This is a genomic window from Streptomyces sp. NPDC005931, assembly GCF_042871235.1.
Classification (GTDB): Bacteria; Actinomycetota; Actinomycetes; order Streptomycetales; family Streptomycetaceae; genus Streptomyces.
This window is the reverse complement of the sequence record NZ_JBIAIG010000013.1, coordinates 105,496-120,468: the sequence shown is the minus strand read 5'-3', so window position 1 is coordinate 120,468 and position 14,973 is coordinate 105,496. Positions and strand designations below refer to the sequence as shown.

General features: G+C 73.9%; 11 protein-coding genes. 5 read left to right on the top strand and 6 right to left on the bottom strand.

The window, feature by feature from the left end; all coding sequences use genetic code 11:
- Positions 1-212: 212 nt before the first annotated feature.
- Entirely contained in the window at positions 213-647 is a 435-nt protein-coding gene (locus tag ACFYOV_RS26530) for a hypothetical protein (RefSeq protein WP_389091490.1), read from the bottom strand.
- A 109-nt stretch (positions 648-756) separates the two neighbouring features.
- Here ACFYOV_RS26530 and ACFYOV_RS26525 point away from each other — a divergent pair, with 109 nt between their 5' ends.
- Together ACFYOV_RS26525 and ACFYOV_RS26520 are read left to right on the top strand one after the other, a co-directional pair.
- Positions 757-1,851, top strand: coding sequence for a chemotaxis protein (locus ACFYOV_RS26525; RefSeq protein ID WP_389091488.1), 1,095 nt, complete (start codon positions 757-759; stop codon positions 1,849-1,851).
- A 274-nt stretch (positions 1,852-2,125) separates the two neighbouring features.
- On the top strand, positions 2,126-3,550 hold the full coding sequence (locus tag ACFYOV_RS26520; RefSeq protein WP_389091485.1) for a PP2C family protein-serine/threonine phosphatase: 1,425 nt from the start codon (positions 2,126-2,128) through the stop codon (positions 3,548-3,550).
- 94 nt (positions 3,551-3,644) lie between these two features.
- Here the strand turns inward: ACFYOV_RS26520 and ACFYOV_RS26515 are convergent, their stop codons facing one another.
- Positions 3,645-5,138 carry a hypothetical protein gene (locus ACFYOV_RS26515; RefSeq protein WP_389091484.1) on the bottom strand — a complete coding sequence of 498 codons (1,494 nt, stop codon included), beginning with the start codon at positions 5,136-5,138 and terminating at the stop codon, positions 3,645-3,647.
- 231 nt (positions 5,139-5,369) lie between these two features.
- Here ACFYOV_RS26515 and ACFYOV_RS26510 point away from each other — a divergent pair, with 231 nt between their 5' ends.
- Complete coding sequence (locus ACFYOV_RS26510; RefSeq protein ID WP_389091482.1) at positions 5,370-6,506, top strand: aminoglycoside phosphotransferase family protein; 1,137 nt, start codon at positions 5,370-5,372, stop codon at positions 6,504-6,506.
- A 299-nt stretch (positions 6,507-6,805) separates the two neighbouring features.
- Here the strand turns inward: ACFYOV_RS26510 and ACFYOV_RS26505 are convergent, their stop codons facing one another.
- The 3 genes from ACFYOV_RS26505 to ACFYOV_RS26495 form a co-directional block, all read right to left on the bottom strand.
- Entirely contained in the window at positions 6,806-7,303 is a 498-nt protein-coding gene (locus ACFYOV_RS26505; protein WP_033309560.1) for a hypothetical protein, read from the bottom strand.
- A 208-nt stretch (positions 7,304-7,511) separates the two neighbouring features.
- The gene (locus tag ACFYOV_RS26500; RefSeq protein ID WP_389091480.1) at positions 7,512-8,414 is read right to left on the bottom strand and encodes a universal stress protein; all 903 of its coding nucleotides are present in this window, start codon (positions 8,412-8,414) and stop codon (positions 7,512-7,514) included.
- Positions 8,415-8,583: 169 nt separating this feature from the next.
- The gene (locus ACFYOV_RS26495) at positions 8,584-8,826 is read right to left on the bottom strand and encodes a DUF397 domain-containing protein (protein WP_389091478.1); all 243 of its coding nucleotides are present in this window, start codon (positions 8,824-8,826) and stop codon (positions 8,584-8,586) included.
- Between the two features lie 215 nt (positions 8,827-9,041).
- Between ACFYOV_RS26495 and ACFYOV_RS26490 the strand changes: the two genes are divergently transcribed.
- A complete protein-coding gene (locus tag ACFYOV_RS26490; protein ID WP_389091476.1) occupies positions 9,042-11,066 on the top strand; it encodes a sulfatase in 2,025 nt (674 codons plus the stop codon).
- A 103-nt stretch (positions 11,067-11,169) separates the two neighbouring features.
- Here the strand turns inward: ACFYOV_RS26490 and ACFYOV_RS26485 are convergent, their stop codons facing one another.
- Positions 11,170-12,012 (bottom strand): alpha/beta fold hydrolase, encoded by an 843-nt coding sequence (locus ACFYOV_RS26485; protein WP_389091473.1) that lies wholly within the window; start codon positions 12,010-12,012, stop codon positions 11,170-11,172.
- A gap of 384 nt (positions 12,013-12,396) precedes the next feature.
- Here ACFYOV_RS26485 and ACFYOV_RS26480 point away from each other — a divergent pair, with 384 nt between their 5' ends.
- Entirely contained in the window at positions 12,397-14,871 is a 2,475-nt protein-coding gene (locus ACFYOV_RS26480; protein WP_389091470.1) for a penicillin acylase family protein, read from the top strand.
- Positions 14,872-14,973 lie beyond the last annotated feature (102 nt).

Genomic DNA, 14,973 nt, shown 5'->3' with positions numbered 1-14,973 from the left:
GCCCACCACGGCTCACGCGCCGGGGCTCCACCGGGGCCCACACCGCCCGCGCACCGGATCGCGCCGGACGCCGGGGCTCGTTGCAGCCGCGCACCAGGCGGCTCGCCCGGAGCACCCACCCCACTCGGCCGGCCGCACCTGTGCCAAGCGCCGGCGCTCCGGGCCCGGCCACGGGCAGCTGCAGCACGCCCACCGTGAGCCGCGCCCCCGCCTCACGCCGAGCCGTGCGGAGGTGGCCCGCCGCCGCTCGTCTCGCGGAGGCCGTCGGTGCGGGCGATGTGGCGGCTCAGGATGCGGGCGATCTCCGCCGCGTCCGGGACGGACACCGCCAGACGGGTGAACGGCACCGGGCGCCAGAGGTCCACGAGGACCACGGGCACGCCCGCCCGCACGGCCACGAAGTCCCGGCCGGACGGATGGACCCGCTCCCCCACGCAGTACCGCCCCGGCCGGCAGCGGCCGGTCACCGGCGTGCCGCGCACGGCGCGCCACCAGTCCGGCTCGACACCCACCGCCTTGATCTCGGCCCGCGGCACGCGCACCGCACGCCGGCGGGCCACCGGCACCTCCCGCCAGGACAGCCGGACGACGAGTGCCCCGCCGTCCTCCGCAGCCCCCGTCTGCCCCTCCACGACCAGGCGTGCCATCGCGGTCACCTCCCCTACCAGCCTGCACCCGCGACCCCCGCGCCCCACTCCGACGATGCAGTGAATTGCCCCAAATGCCCTACACGGGAATCGGTTCTATGGTGCTGTCATGGAGCACGACCTCAGCCCCGCGACCCTTGCCGAACTCCGTCGTCCGCGCCCCTACCCGGCGGTGTCCGTGCTGACGCCGACCCACCGGCGCGACCCCCTCCACACCCAGGACCAGGTCCGCCTGCGCCACGCGGTGGCCCAGGCCAAGAAGCAGCTGGAGGCCGACCCGGCGGTGACCCGGGACCGGCGTACCGAGGTGGCCCGGCAACTCGACCGGGCCCTGTCCGAGGTCGACCTGAGCCGCGCCGAGGACGGCCTGGTGATCTTCGCCGCTCCGGGTGAGCACCAGGTGTGGTCGCTCGCCCGCCCCGTGCCGGAGCGTGTGGCTGTCTCGGACACCTTCCTCACCCGCAACCTGGTCTCCGCCCACACCGCAGAACGGCCGTACTGGGTGCTCTCGGTGGCGGCCGACCGGGTCACCCTGTGGAGCGGCACGGCGGACCGGGTGGCCGAGGAGCACATCGGCGGCTTCCCGCTGACCCGGGGCGTGCACAATTTCGACCCGGAGCGGCTGGAGCGCGGCGGCGATCAGCCGCGCGGCTTCCGGGACGAGCCCACCCGCCAGTTCCTGCGCGAGGCCGACACCGCAATGAGCACGGTGCTGCGCGACCATCCGCGCCCCCTGTACGTCACCGGCGAACCCGCCGCCCTGTCCCTGATGTCCGAGGTCGGCAGCACGGCCAAGGGGGCGGTGCAGGTCCAGCACGGCGGACTGGCGCACGGCACGCCCGGAGCGGTGCGGCAGGCCATGGAGCCGGTACGGGAGGCCGAGGCCCGCAGGAGCGCGGACGAGGTGGCCGGGGCCCTGGTGGCCGCCCGCGGGCGCAAGGAGTTCGCGGCCGGTGTCGACGAGCTGTGGCGGAGCGCCCGGGAGGGCCGGGTGCGACTGCTGGCCGTCGAGGAGAACTACCGCGTACGGGTGCGCGACACGGGCGAACACCTGGTCCTCGCCGAGAGCGGCGACGTCGAGGCGCGCGAGGACATCGTGGACGAGATCGTCGAGCAGTGCCTGGAGACGGGCGCCGAGGTCCGCTTCGTCCCCGACGGCATGCTCGCGGACGCGGACGGCATCGCGGGCGTGCTCCGGTACTGAGAGACGCCGAACACCCGTCCGGCGAACGCGCGAGTGAGCGACGGACGACGTGCCGACTGTACGTCAAACTCCATACATAATGGGGGAGTTGGACTCGCGAAGGACCGGCTGGGGCATACCCCGGAGTAACTCCGCGGAGACGGTGACATATGCCACCGGCACCGCCTTGTCGTGTGATGCCAAATGCCTTACAGGCTGTCGCGGGCTGTGCGACAGTCGTAGCGGTCCCTCCGTCCGCCTGAAGGCCGTACCGTCCCCCGCATCGGAGTGCGTCATGCCGTCCCACCTCTCCGCGGACCGCTCACCCGCCGAGCCGCCGGAATGCGGCCGGGTCGACGCGCTCATCTCGCAGACCCGGCGGCTCAAGGGCGAGGTGGACGCCGTCCGCCGAGGCACGGCGCCGGACACGGCGGACCCGAACGGGCGCTGGCAGCGTGCGCTCTACGACCTGGCGCTGCGCCAGCTGAGCGACGTCGGCGACCACTTCGCGCAGTTGCGGGACGGCCCGCTGCCCGCCCCCGCGGCGTCCGGGCCGACCCGCGCCGCGCCGGCCGCGACACGGGACGGCTCCCTGCTCAGCCGGGTCGGCACCGCCGAGTGGAACCTGCTCACCGACGAGGCCGAGTGGTCCGGAGAGCTGTACCGCATCCTGGGCCGCGATCCGGCCGCTCCCCCGCTGACGCTCGACGAACTGCCGTCCCTGGTGCTCGACGAGGACCGGCCGCAGCTGACGGCGATGGTCACGCAGTGCCTGGTCGACGCCCGGCCCATCGACGGAGAGTTCCGCGTCGTGCGCCCGGACGGGGGCGTGCGGACCGTGCACATGATGGGCGAACCGGTGCTCGGCGCCGACGGCAGCACCACCTCGATGTGGGCCGTGCTGCGTGACGTCAGCGAACTGCGCCGCTGCCGACGGGAGGTGAGCGAGACCCGTGACTCGCTGAGCCGCCGCCGACATGCCGAGGCGCGGACCGAGCACCGGCTCGCGGTCGAGTTGCAGGAGGCCGTGCTGCCGGCGTGGCGCGGCCCCCTGCGGCTCCCGCACACCGGTCCGCCGGCCCTCGACGTCGCCGCCCGGCACCTGTCCTCCTCGGCGGGCACACGCCTCGGCGGCACCTGGTGCGACGCCCTCGATCTGTCCGACGGCACCACACTGCTGAGCATGGGTGACCTCACCGGGCAGGGCATCGGCGTCGCCTCGAGCATGGCCATGCTGCTGGGCGCCGTGCGTGGCATGGCGATGGCGGGCACGAGCCCCGGCCCGCTGCTGGCCACCCTGAACCGGTTGCTGGACGCCACCGCTCAGCCCGCCCTGGCCGGCGCGGTCAGCCTGCACTACCGGCCCGAGTCCCGTTCGCTGGTGTGGGCGCAGGCCGGACACCCCGCCCCGCTGCTGTTCCGCGGCGGGACGGGATGGGCGCTGGACCCACCGGACGGCGTCCTGCTGGGTGCCGCCCGGGGCGCCTCCTACGGGCAGGCCGAGCAGACCCTCGAGCCCGGCGATCTGCTGCTGCTGCACAGCGAGGGCCTGGTATCCGGGACCGGCGCCACCGCGGCCGTGCACGACCTGCTCGGACTGGCCCCGCGCCTGGCGGGGGCCGCCACCGCCCAGGAGTGCGTACGGACGGTGACGGAGGAGTTCGGCGCGACCGACCGCGCGGACGACGCGTGCGTGCTCGTCGCCCGGGTGGTCCCGTAGCCCGACGCCTCCCGCGGCCACCACTGCCGGCACCTCCAGGACGCCGGTACCGAAGCGGCCGGCGCCACCGGGCCGCCGCGACACGGCCTCCGGGCTACGCCGGTGCCGCGTTGCCGCTCTTCGCCCTCGGCCTGGGCAGCGCCAGCCGGATCTCCTCGCGCAGTTCCCGGATCTTCGGGTACTGGGAGTACTCGGCGGTGAGCCGGTACATCTGGCGCAGCCGGTCCCAGGTACGGCGGGAGGAGTTCTGCCCCATGGAGACCAGGGCAAGTCGCGCGAACCGGTCCGCCTGCTCGGGATCGTCGGCGATGAAGCACGCGGAGGCCATGGACAGGAAGTCGAAGATCTTCGACCTCTGCTGTGCCTCGACCCGCAGTGCCAGCGCCTTGTCCGCGTAGTGCTGGGCGTGCACGGCGGCGTCCGGCTCGAACTCCGCGAGCGTGCGGTACGCCAGGGCCTGCATGCCGTACAGGTCCGCCTCGTTGAACAACTGCATCCAGTTCGGCGGCGGCACGTCGCCCTTGTCGGAGACGAAGAGGTCCTCAGCCCGCCCCAGGGTGCGGCGCATCGCCTGGCCCTTGCCCATGGACGCCTGCGCCCAGGCCTCGATGGTGTGGAACATCGCCCGGGTGCGCGGCAGCACCTCGTCCCCGGAGCCGGACTGGGCGAGCTTCATCAGGTCCAGGGCGTCGTCGGGCCGGCCGAGGTGCACCATCTGACGGGCCGCCCGGGACAGCGCCTCGCCGGCCCGCGGCCGGTCACCGCCCTCCCGGGCCGCGTGGGCGGCGATCACGAAGTACTTCTGCGCCGTGGGTTCCAGGCCGACGTCGTGCGACATCCAGCCGGCGAGGACGGCGAGATTGGCGGCGACCCCCCACAGGCGCCGCTGGAGATGGGGTGGGTGGCGGTAGGCGAGCATGCCGCCCACCTCGTTGAGCTGGCCCACGACCGCCTTGCGCTGGAGGCCGCCGCCCCGGGCGGCGTCCCAGGCGCGGAACACCTCCACGGAGCGCTCCAGTTCCTCGATCTCCTGCGCCCCGATGGGGGCGGCCTCGTAGCGGTCGAACCCGGCGGGGTCGGCGTGCAGGGGTTGGTCGAGACGGGGAGCGTCGGCGGTCAGGGCCGGATCGGTGTGCAACCAGTCGTGCATGGCGCTGCTGAGTGCGGATCCCGCGGCGAGCGCGGCGCCCGCGCCCACCAAGCCGCGTCGGTTGAGCATGAGGTCCATTCCCGTGAATTCGGTGAGGACCGCGGCGGTCCGCTCGGGCGCCCACGGCACTCCGTCGGGATGTTCCGCACTCCCGCCGCCCTGCCGTTTCCCCGCACGCCCGTGCCGGACCAGACCGAGGTCCTCGATGGTCACGACACGGCCGAGACGCTCGGTGAACAGAGCCGCCAGCACCCGCGGCACGGGATCGCGCGGGATCTCTCCCATGTCGATCCACCGCCGCACCCTGGAGGTGTCGGTCGCCAGCTGCGGATGGCCCATGGCCGCCGCCTGCCGGTTGACCAGCCTCGCGAGTTCGCCCTTGGACCAGCCGGCCAGGCCGAACAGGTCCGCGAGCCGGGTGTTGGGTCGTCCACTCACGTAAGCCCCCAGGTTCTCGGCTGAGTTGACAGTAGCCCGGTGCCAGTTGCCGGGCGACTATTCGCCAGGGTTCGCCAGGGTGCGCCAGATGGTGTGCCACGGGACAGCGGGTGTCAGGTAGGAAAGCGCCACCTCGACCCGGTCGCCGCAGGACATTCCCCAGGGTGCGCCTGGGCGGCCGGGCCGGGTGGTGCGATGACGTCGCAGGCACACGAAGGGATCTGTTCGCCCATGTACGCAGCATCGTCCTCCGTGTCCGCCCCGCCCCGGCCGCTCCGTCCGCGCTCCTCGGACGGCGGCCCCTACCTCGCCCCCGTGCGGCCGGCGGCCCCCGTCCTCGGGGCGGACAAGGTACGGCGCGCCGCGGGACCCGGCACGCAGCAGCTCAGCGGGAGACTCGACCTCTCCGGTCCCCAGGGGGCCCAGCTGCGCACGGCGATCGCCTCGGTGCACCGCATCTGCCCGGAGTTCGCCCCGGTACAGGTACTGCGGCGCAGCGGACGGTCCGTTCTGCTGGTCGGCACCACCGGCCGGAGCACGGCGGTCGCCAAGTGTTTACTGGACCGGTCCCCCGCGTGGAGCGAGCGGATCCGCCACGAGATAGCGGCCTACCGCTCGTTCGTCCGGCACCGCCCGCCCGTGCGGGCGCCCCGGCTGATCGCGGCGGATCCGGACAACTGCACGCTGGTGATCGAGCGGCTGCCGGGCAGGGTGGCGGCGCTCCAGCGGCACCCGGCCGAGGCGCCGGCGCGGGCGGACATCCGGGCGGCGCTCGGCGCGATCTGCCGGCTGAACGCCTGGCGCCCGCCCGCGGGCACGTTCGACGCGCCCCTGGACTACGCGGCACGGATCTCCCGCTACCACGAACTGGGGCTGCTCACCGACCGCGACCTGGGCGATCTGCAGAAGTTGCTGCACGGCATCGCGCAGGCGGCCGGACGGCAGGGCATGGGCCAGTTCTGCCACGGCGACGCGCTGTTGTCCAACATCCTGATCTCACCGGCCGGTCCCGTGCTGGTGGACTGGGAGCACGCGGGCTGGTACCTGCCGGGCTACGACCTGGCGACGCTGTGGTCGGTGCTCGGGGACGCCCCGGTGGCGCGGCGGCAGATCAGTCAGATCGCGCAGTCGGCGGGCCCGGCCTCGCGCGACGCCTTCCTGGTCAATCTGATGCTGGTGCTGACCCGGGAGATCCGTACCTACGAGACGGCCGTGCAGCGTTCGCTGCGGGAGGCTCCGCCGGCTGCACCGGGGGCCGGCCAGGCGGCTGTGCCGTCCTGCGAGGAGCAGCGGCTGCTGCTGCGGCGGCTGCACGACGACGCCCAGATGGCGCGCCGGGCGGTGCGCGCGGCGGTCGGCACGCGCTGACGGGGCGAAGGTCCGCGGTGCGCGCTCGACAGGGGCGCATGCCGCGGGCCTTCGCCCGCCGGTGCCCGTTCTCGGGAGGTGGGCCTGGTCCAGGCCCCGACGACCGGCGTGGACGGTGGAGCCGGCCTGCCCGGAGTGAGCCCGGTCCAGACGGTGTCCCCACTGCCGTGCACCCTGCCGAAGGGGCAGCAGTACGTCACCGTGCGGATTCCGAGACCCATACGGCCACCGGGTCGCCTTCGTGCCGGCGGCCGACGTGACGACGAGGTCGTGGTGGCGCCGGGGCGGCCGTGGTCCGGTCAACCCTGCTGGAACAGCTCGGCCGGCAGCGGCTTGAGGAGGGCGTAGAGGTCGTCGGTGATGGGGCGGTCCCAGGCGGCAATCGTGACCAGGACGTTGTCGCTCCGGTCGAACTGCACGCAGGAGATCCGGCTCTCGGAGAGCTTGACGCGTCGCACGATCAGCAGGTTGTCGCCCTGCATCACCGGCACGTCCTCGGTGCCGACGACGGTGACCTCCTCGTCGTTCTCCAGCGCCAGCAGCAGCTGGGCCACCTCGAAGGGGACCTCGCCCTCGGGGACCTCCCGGGCCGGGGAGCCCTCGGGGAGGTTTCCGATGATCATCGCGGGGCCGCGGCCGCCGAACAGGTCGTAGCGCAGGAAGACACCCTGGCAGGTTCCGTCGGGGGCGGGCAGCAGCCCGGCGCCCAGGTTTCCGGGCCAGTCACCCGGGTCCATGGCCAGTACGTCGAAGTCGGGCCCGGCGGGTGTGGCACTGCGGCGGCGGAGGAACGACATGCCGCCATGGTACGTGCCCGGGCCCTTCGGCGGATGCCCGGGCGCCGCCGGTCGCCGCACCCCGGGCCACCCGCTCCCGCCCGCCGCGGCGGGCGCACCGTGCCGGGCCGCCCGGCCACCTCCCGGCACCCGGTGCGCGGCCGCCCGGCGAGGAACTGCCCTGCGCGGAACGGCGGATGGTCACGGCGAACAGCCACGGTGGCGGCCGCTACTCCTCCGGCGGGGTCGGCGGGACGACGGCGACGGGGCTCGCGGCATGGAGGAGGACCGCCTGGGTGACGGAGCCCATCATGCGTGCGGGGGCCAGCAGCCGGCGCCGGTGGCGGCCGACGACGACGAGTTCGGCGCCCCTGGAGGCCGCGACGAGGTGTCCGGCCGCGTCGCCCGGGGTCACGCGGGTCTCGACGGCGACCTCGGGGTGCCGTTCGCGGTGGTGGGCGAGGAAGCCCTCGGCGAGGGTGCGGGTCTCGTGCTCGACGGCGTCCTGGTCGATCTGCGGCTGGGGCATCTCCCCGGGCAGCATCCAGGTCTGGAGGGGCCACGGGTAGGCGGCGACCACCACGAGCCGGGCGCCCCGCAGGGCGGCTTCGGTGAGGGCGAAGTCGAGGGTGGCCTCGTCGGGGCTGTCGGCGTTCAGGCCGACGACCACTCGCCGCCCCGGCTCGGCGGCCGGCTCGGCGTCGACCTCCTTGCCGGGCCGAGGTACCACCACGACCGGGCATTCGGCGTCACGGGCGGCGGCCATGGAGTTGGACCCGAGGAGCAGGCTGGCGAAGCCGCCGCGGCCGCGGGAGCCGAGCACCAGCAGTGCGGCGGTGGCCCCGAGCTCGGGCAGGACCGCGCCGGGGGCGCCCTCCAGGGCGGCGTACTCGACGGCCGGGAGGTCGCCACGCCCCTTGAGGTGATCGCGGACGCGGTCGAGCACCGGGTCCTCGTCGGGGTCGGGCGGCCCGGCGGCCAGGATCTCCGGCTGGGCCCAGGCGGCGTACTGGCGTACGTGCACCACGCGCAGCGGAACCGCGCGCCCGCGTGCGGCGTCCAGGGCCCATTCCAGGGCGCGCAGACTGTCGTCCGAGCCGTCGACCGCGGCGACTACCGGCTGGGTGCTCATGTTCCTCGCCTCCTATGCGACCTTCACCTTCGAAGGTCAGCCTGGCTCAGGCGTGACACCGCGAAGGCGCTCCAGGTCGCGTGTCCGGAAAATCGGAGGGAACACCCGCCGGAACGGCATGCACCCCTCGCGGGGGCGGCGGCCGGTGCGGACTCCTCCGCGGCAGGGCTCAGGTCAGGTCGAACTCACCCTCCCGGGCCCCCGACACGAACGCGCCCCACTCGTCCGGGGTGAAGATCAGCGAGGGGCTCTGCGGGCGGGCGCTGTTGCGCATGGCGATGAACCCTTCCACGAAGGCGATCTGGACATCTCCCAGGCCGCGGCTGCTGGACTGCCACTGCGCGTTGCTGAGGTCCAGGTCCGGCTTGTCCCAGCCCGTGAGCGGGCGCTGCTGGGTGGTGCTCTCGGCCACGTCCGTGCTCCTCCCGATGTCGTCGTCCGCGGCCAGCCTAGCGATCGGCACCGGGCCCCGACAGGCCGTGTGAGCGGTCCCTTGGCGCGGCGGACGGGTGGATCGCGGACGGAAGGTGTTGAACGGAGGGCGACGTCGGGCCGTACTGGTGGGGGCAGGCCCGTCCCGGGCCCGGTTTGCCATGCCATCGCAGGACCGCACGGAAGGACCGCCGGGTGTCGCTCTTCACTCGCTCCCGTCAGCTGCCGGACACCAACGGGAGCGCAGCGGACCCGGACGGTGCCCCGGACGCGGACGACAGCCCGCCCGACGCCAACACCGACCGTGCCCCGGACGCGGACGACAACGCACCCGACGCCAACACCGACCGTGCCCCGGACACGGACGACAACGCACCCGACGCCAACACCGACCGTGCCCCGGACACGGACGACAACGCACCCGACGCCAACACCGACCGTGCTCCGGACACGGACGACAACGCACCCGACGCCAACACGACCGACGCTCCGGACACGGACGACAGCGCCGCCGAGCGGGCGCCGGGCTCCGGTCCGCGCGGCTGGTTCGGCTGGCGCCACCGGTGGCCCCGCACGGCCCGGGGGGTGACCGTGGGGACGACCGTCCTGGCGGGAGCGCTCCTGCTGTTCGCGCTGCTGCTGCCGAACCGTGTCGAGCGGCTCACCTTCGACGCGTTCGTGCGCATTCCGGCCGAGGGCGTCCTGCTCGCTACGCTGCTGCTCGCGCTGCCGCCGCGGCCCCGGCGCGTCGCGGCGGTGGTCTCCGGGATCCTCCTCGGGCTGCTGACCGTCCTGAAGGTCGTCGACATGGGCTTCTACCAGGTGCTGGCCCGGCCCTTCGACCTGGTGCTGGACTGGATCCTGCTCGACGACGCGGCGGACTTCGTCCGGGAGTCGTTCGGCCGCAGCGGGCAGGTGCTCGCCGTGATCGGGGTCATCGTCCTGTTCGCCGCCGTGCTGGTGCTGATGACGCTGGCCGCGGTGCGGCTGACCGGCCTGATGGTACGTCACCGTCCCGTCGCCGCCCGTACCACGCTGATCCTCGGCGTCGTGTGGATCACGTGCGTGACCCTGGGCCTGCGGTTCGGCGGCATGCCGGTGGCCACCAAGGGCAACGCGGAGCTGCTCGAGAACCGGGTCGACCAGGTGCGCGCGGGCCTGCGCGACGGGCGGATCTTCGAGCGGCAGGCGGCGGTCGACGCCTTCGCGGAAACCCCGCCCGACCGGTTGCTCACCGGACTGCGCGGCAAGGACGTCCTGTTCACCTTCATCGAGAGCTACGGGCGGGTCGCGATCGACGACCCGGCGATGGCGGAACCGGTCGGGGCGGCGCTCGAGGAGGGCACCGCCCGGCTGAAGGCCGCCGGGTTCACCGCACGCAGCGGCTGGCTGGAGTCGCCGGTGACGGGAGCGGGGAGCTGGCTCGCGCACTCGACGTTCCTGTCCGGGCTGTGGATCAAGAACCAGCAGCGGTACCGCAGTCTCACCACCAGCGACCGCATGACGCTGACCAACTACTTCCGCAAGTCCGGCGCCTGGCGCACGGTCGGCATCGTGCCAGGGGTGCGGCGGGCCTGGCCGGAGGGGAAGTTCTTCGGCCTGGACCACATCTACGACTCCGAGCACCTCGGCTACCACGGGCCGTACTTCAGCTGGACGCCGGTGCCGGACCAGTTCAGCCTGGAGGCCTTCGAGCGTCTGGAGCACGGCAGGAAGGACCGGCGGCCGATCATGGCGGAGATCATCCTGGCCTCCAGCCACAACCCCTGGTCCCCCCTCGCCCGCATGATCGACTGGGACGACCTGGGGGACGGCTCGGTGTTCCACGAGATCAAGAAGGAGGGCACGAACCCCAAGGAGGTCTGGAAGGACCCGGAGCGGGTGCGCACCGAGTACCGGCGGGCCATCGAGTACTCGGTGCGCAGTCTGACCGAGTGGGTCGAGCGGTACGGCGACATGAACACGGTCCTGGTCTTCCTCGGGGACCACCAGCCGGTGCCCACCGTCACCGGTGGGAACGCCGGCAAGGACGTGCCGGTCACGATCGTCGCGCGCGACCGGAGCGTGCTGGAGCGGGTGGCCGGCTGGGGCTGGACCGAGGGTCTGAAGCCCGCGCCGGACGCTCCGCGCTGGGGCATGGACAAGTTCCGCGACCGCTTCATGAGGGCGTACGGTCCGCAGGGCGGCGGCACGGGGGCGACCGCGTCGCCGACGGGGTGAGCGCGCGTCGGACGCCGCGTTCCCGGTGCCGGACATCCGGACGCCACGGGCACCACGGACGCCCGGACGCCGGGATGTCCGGAGTGTCGGGGGTGTCGGGGATTCAGCCGCGGCCGTCGAGGAAGGCGGTGACCCGGCGCACGAACCAGGCGGGTTCGTCCAGCCACGGGTAGTGCCCGGCCCCCGGCTGCACGGCGAACTCCGCCGTGGGGAAGGCAGCGGCGGTGCGGCGGGCCACCTCGGGACGGGGGCCGCCGTCGAGTTCGCCCGCGAGGACGAGGACTGCGGCCTCGAGGCGGGCCAGCGCGGCTCGGGTCGCGGGCGGGTCGTAGGCGCCCTCGGAGCCGTAGCGGTCGGCCGCCTCCTCGTTGGTCTCCTCGTCGCCCCGGGCGTCGTGCGCCCGGGCCGCGTCGTCCCAGCGTCCGTAGAAGAAGGGGGCGATCACGGGGTCGAATCCGGCGGCGCCCGACAGCCAGGCCTCGAACGCCGGGAAGGCGTCCGCGAACCACGGCTCGTCCGAGCGCAGCCGGGCCGCCGCCAACCGCTGCTCGGCCGTCGCCGGCGTGCCCAGCGCCCAGGGGTTCGCGGCGATCAGGGCGAGGCGCGCCACGCGCTCGGAGTGACGCGCCGCGTACAGCATCGCGAGGCTGCCTCCGGCCGAGTGCGCCAGCACGTCCATGTCCATGAGGCCCAGGTGCACGCGCAGGTCCTCCACGTCGTCGACGAGGCGGTCGCAGCGGTACGTGGCCGGGTCCGCCGGTTCCTGCGACCGTCCCGTGCCGCGCAGATCGAGAAGGATCAGCCGCCGGTGGGCGTCGAGCCCGCCGAGGCCACCGAGATAGGCACTGGCCCGCATCGGGCCCCCGGGCAGCACGACCAGCGGCTCTCCCCGGCCCCGCACGTGGTAGGCGAGCCGGGTCCCGTCCTGGGCAATGAAGTTGGGCATACCGCCGATCCTCGGGCGCGACCGTGCCGGCACGCAACGGCGTTCTCCCGGGAGGCGCTCGCGTCGGCAGGTCCCTGCCGCAGCGGGGAGTGCTGGGGGTGCTGGGGGTGCCGACCTGCCGAAGCGCTCGCGCAGTGCGCGTTTCAGGATCTTGCCGCCGACGTTGCGGGACAGTTCCCGGGTGGAGACGGACGATCCTCGGTTCCCCTGCCGTGGAGGGTCAAGACGCCGGGCGGGGCGGGGGCAGGCTCCCGGGGGGGCGGAAGTAAGGGCCCGGGTCGAGCACCGGAAGGGCGTCAGAAACGTTCGGGACGTGGCACTGACGGGCGAAATATCCGCTGATACGCTCAACCGCTTCTTCCCCCAGTGACGTTGGGAGACACGATGCGCATCCGCCTGAGACGGCTCGGCGTCGCGGCCGTGGTGCTGCTGACCGCGGGCGCCACGCTTCCGGCCACGGCGGCCGAGCGGCACGGTGATCGCCGGGAGCGGCCGGCCGATGGTGGTCTGTCCGCCGTGATCCGCTACACCGAGTACGGCATACCGCACATCGTCGCCGAGGATCACGAGAGCCTCGGCTTCGGCACCGGCTGGGCGCAGGCCGCCGACCAGGTGTGCACGCTCGCCGACGGCTTCCTGACCGTGCGCGGTGACCGTTCGCGCTTCCTCGGGCCCGAGAAGGCTCCCGGCTTCTCGCTGTCCTCGGCGACCACGAACCTCTCCAGCGACCTGTACTTCCGTGGGGTGCGGGACTCCCGCACTGTGGAAAGGCTGCTCGCGCAGCCGGCCCCGCGGGGCCCGAGCCGAGCGGCGAAGGAGATGATGTCGGGCTTCGCCGCCGGTTACAACGCCTGGCTGCGGCAGAACCGGATCACCGATCCGGCCTGCCGGGATGCCGCGTGGGTCCATCCGGTGACCGTGCAGGACGTGGCGGCGCGCGGGCTGGCCCTCGCCGTGCTCGGCGGGCAGGGCCGGGCCGTGGACGGCATCACGGCCGCGCAGCCACCGACGGCCGCGGACGGCGCTGCGAACGGTGCGTCCGCGGCCTCGGACGCGGCGGCCGGGACCACGGCCTCCGGCGGATCCGGCGTGCGCGGCACCTCCGCCGGAAGGACCGCGCGGGCCGCGCGCGAGCTGTTCTCCGGCGACGGTGCCGGCATGGGCTCCAACGCGGTCGCCTTCAGCGGCGCCACCACGGCGAACGGCCGCGGCCTGCTGCTCGGCAACCCGCACTACCCCTGGCAGGGCGGTCGCCGCTTCTGGCAGGCCCAGCAGACGATCCCCGGGAAGCTGAACGTGTCGGGCGGCTCGCTCCTCGGCACGGTGACGGTGTCCATCGGTCACAACGCCCGTGTGGCCTGGAGCCACACCGTGGCCACCGGTGTCCCGCTCAACCTGCACCAGCTGACGCTCGATCCGTCCGACCCGACGGTGTATCGGGCCGACGGCAGGCCGGAGCGGATGCGCAAGCGCACCGTCACCGTGCCGGTGACGAACGGCGCCCCGGTCACCCGGACCCAGTGGTGGACCCGCTACGGCCCCGTGGTCACCTCGCTCGGCCCCTCGCTCCCGCTGCCCTGGACGCCCACGACGGCGTACGCGCTCCACGATCCCAACGCCGGCAACCTGCGCGCCTCCGACACCGGGCTCGGCTTCGGCACCGCCCGTGACGTCGGCGACGTCCTCGCCTCGCTGCGGCGCACCCAGGGGCTGCCGTGGGTGAACACGATCGCGGCCGACGCGCGCGGCGGCACCCTGTTCACCCAGTCCCAGGTGCTCCCCCGGATCACCGACGAGCTGGCACAGCGCTGCTCCACCCCGCTGGGCAGGGCAACCTACCCCGCGTCCGGGCTGGCGGTCCTGGACGGCTCGCGCGCCGACTGCGCGCTCGGCGGCGATCCCGGCGCCGTGCAGCCGGGGATCTTCGGTCCAGCCAGGATGCCGACGCTGCGGGACGCCCCGTACGCGGAGAACTCCAACGACAGCGCATGGCTGTCCAACGCGGACCGGCCGCTGACCGGTTACGAGCGGATCTTCGGCACGATCGGCACCCAGCGGTCGATGCGGACGCGGGGTGCGATCGAGGACGTCGCCGGCATGGCGGAGCGGGGCGGTCTGACCGTGCGCGACCTCCAGCGGCAGCAGTTCGCCAACCGTGTGCCGGCCGCCGACCTCGCCGCGTGGGACGTGGCGCGGGCGTGTGCCGCGCTGCCGGGCGGTACGGCGACGGGCAGTGACGGCAAGGGCGCCGACGTGCGGGAGGCGTGCGACGTGCTCGCCGCGTGGGACCGCACCATGGACACCGGCAGCCGGGGCGCGCTGCTCTTCGACCGGTTCTGGCGCAGGCTGACGTCGGCGGTGCCGGCGGCGCGGTTGTGGAAGGTGCCGTTCTCGCCCGCCGACCCGGTCGGCACGCCGCGCGGGCTCGACACGGCGGCGCCGGGCTTCGCCACGGCGCTCGCGGACGCCGTCACCGAGCTGCGGGCGGCCGGGATCCCGCTCGCTTCCCGGCTCGGGGAGCACCAGTTCGTGGTGCGCGGCGGTGCGCCGGTCCCCGTTCCGGGCGGTACGGAGTCGCTGGGCGTGTGGAACAAGATCGAGCCGGTCTGGGACCCGGCGCGCGGGTACACGGAGGTGTCCACGGGCTCGAGCTACGTCCAGGCCGTCGGCTGGGGCGGCGGGCGCTGCCCGGTGGCCAGGACGCTGCTGACGTACTCGCAGTCCTCGAACCCGTACTCGCCCCACCACGCCGACCAGACCCGGCTGTTCTCGGACGAGCGGTGGGTGACGTCCCGGTTCTGCGAGGAGGAGATCCGGTCCTCCCCGGTGCTGAGGGTGGTGCGTGTGCGCGAACGCTGAGCCCCCGTCGGGGTTGCCGTCCGCGGGACCCGTCCGGTGCGTCACCGGGCGGGTCCCGCCGCGCCGACGGTTTGGCGGCAGCGCTGTGTGACGACCCGTCGG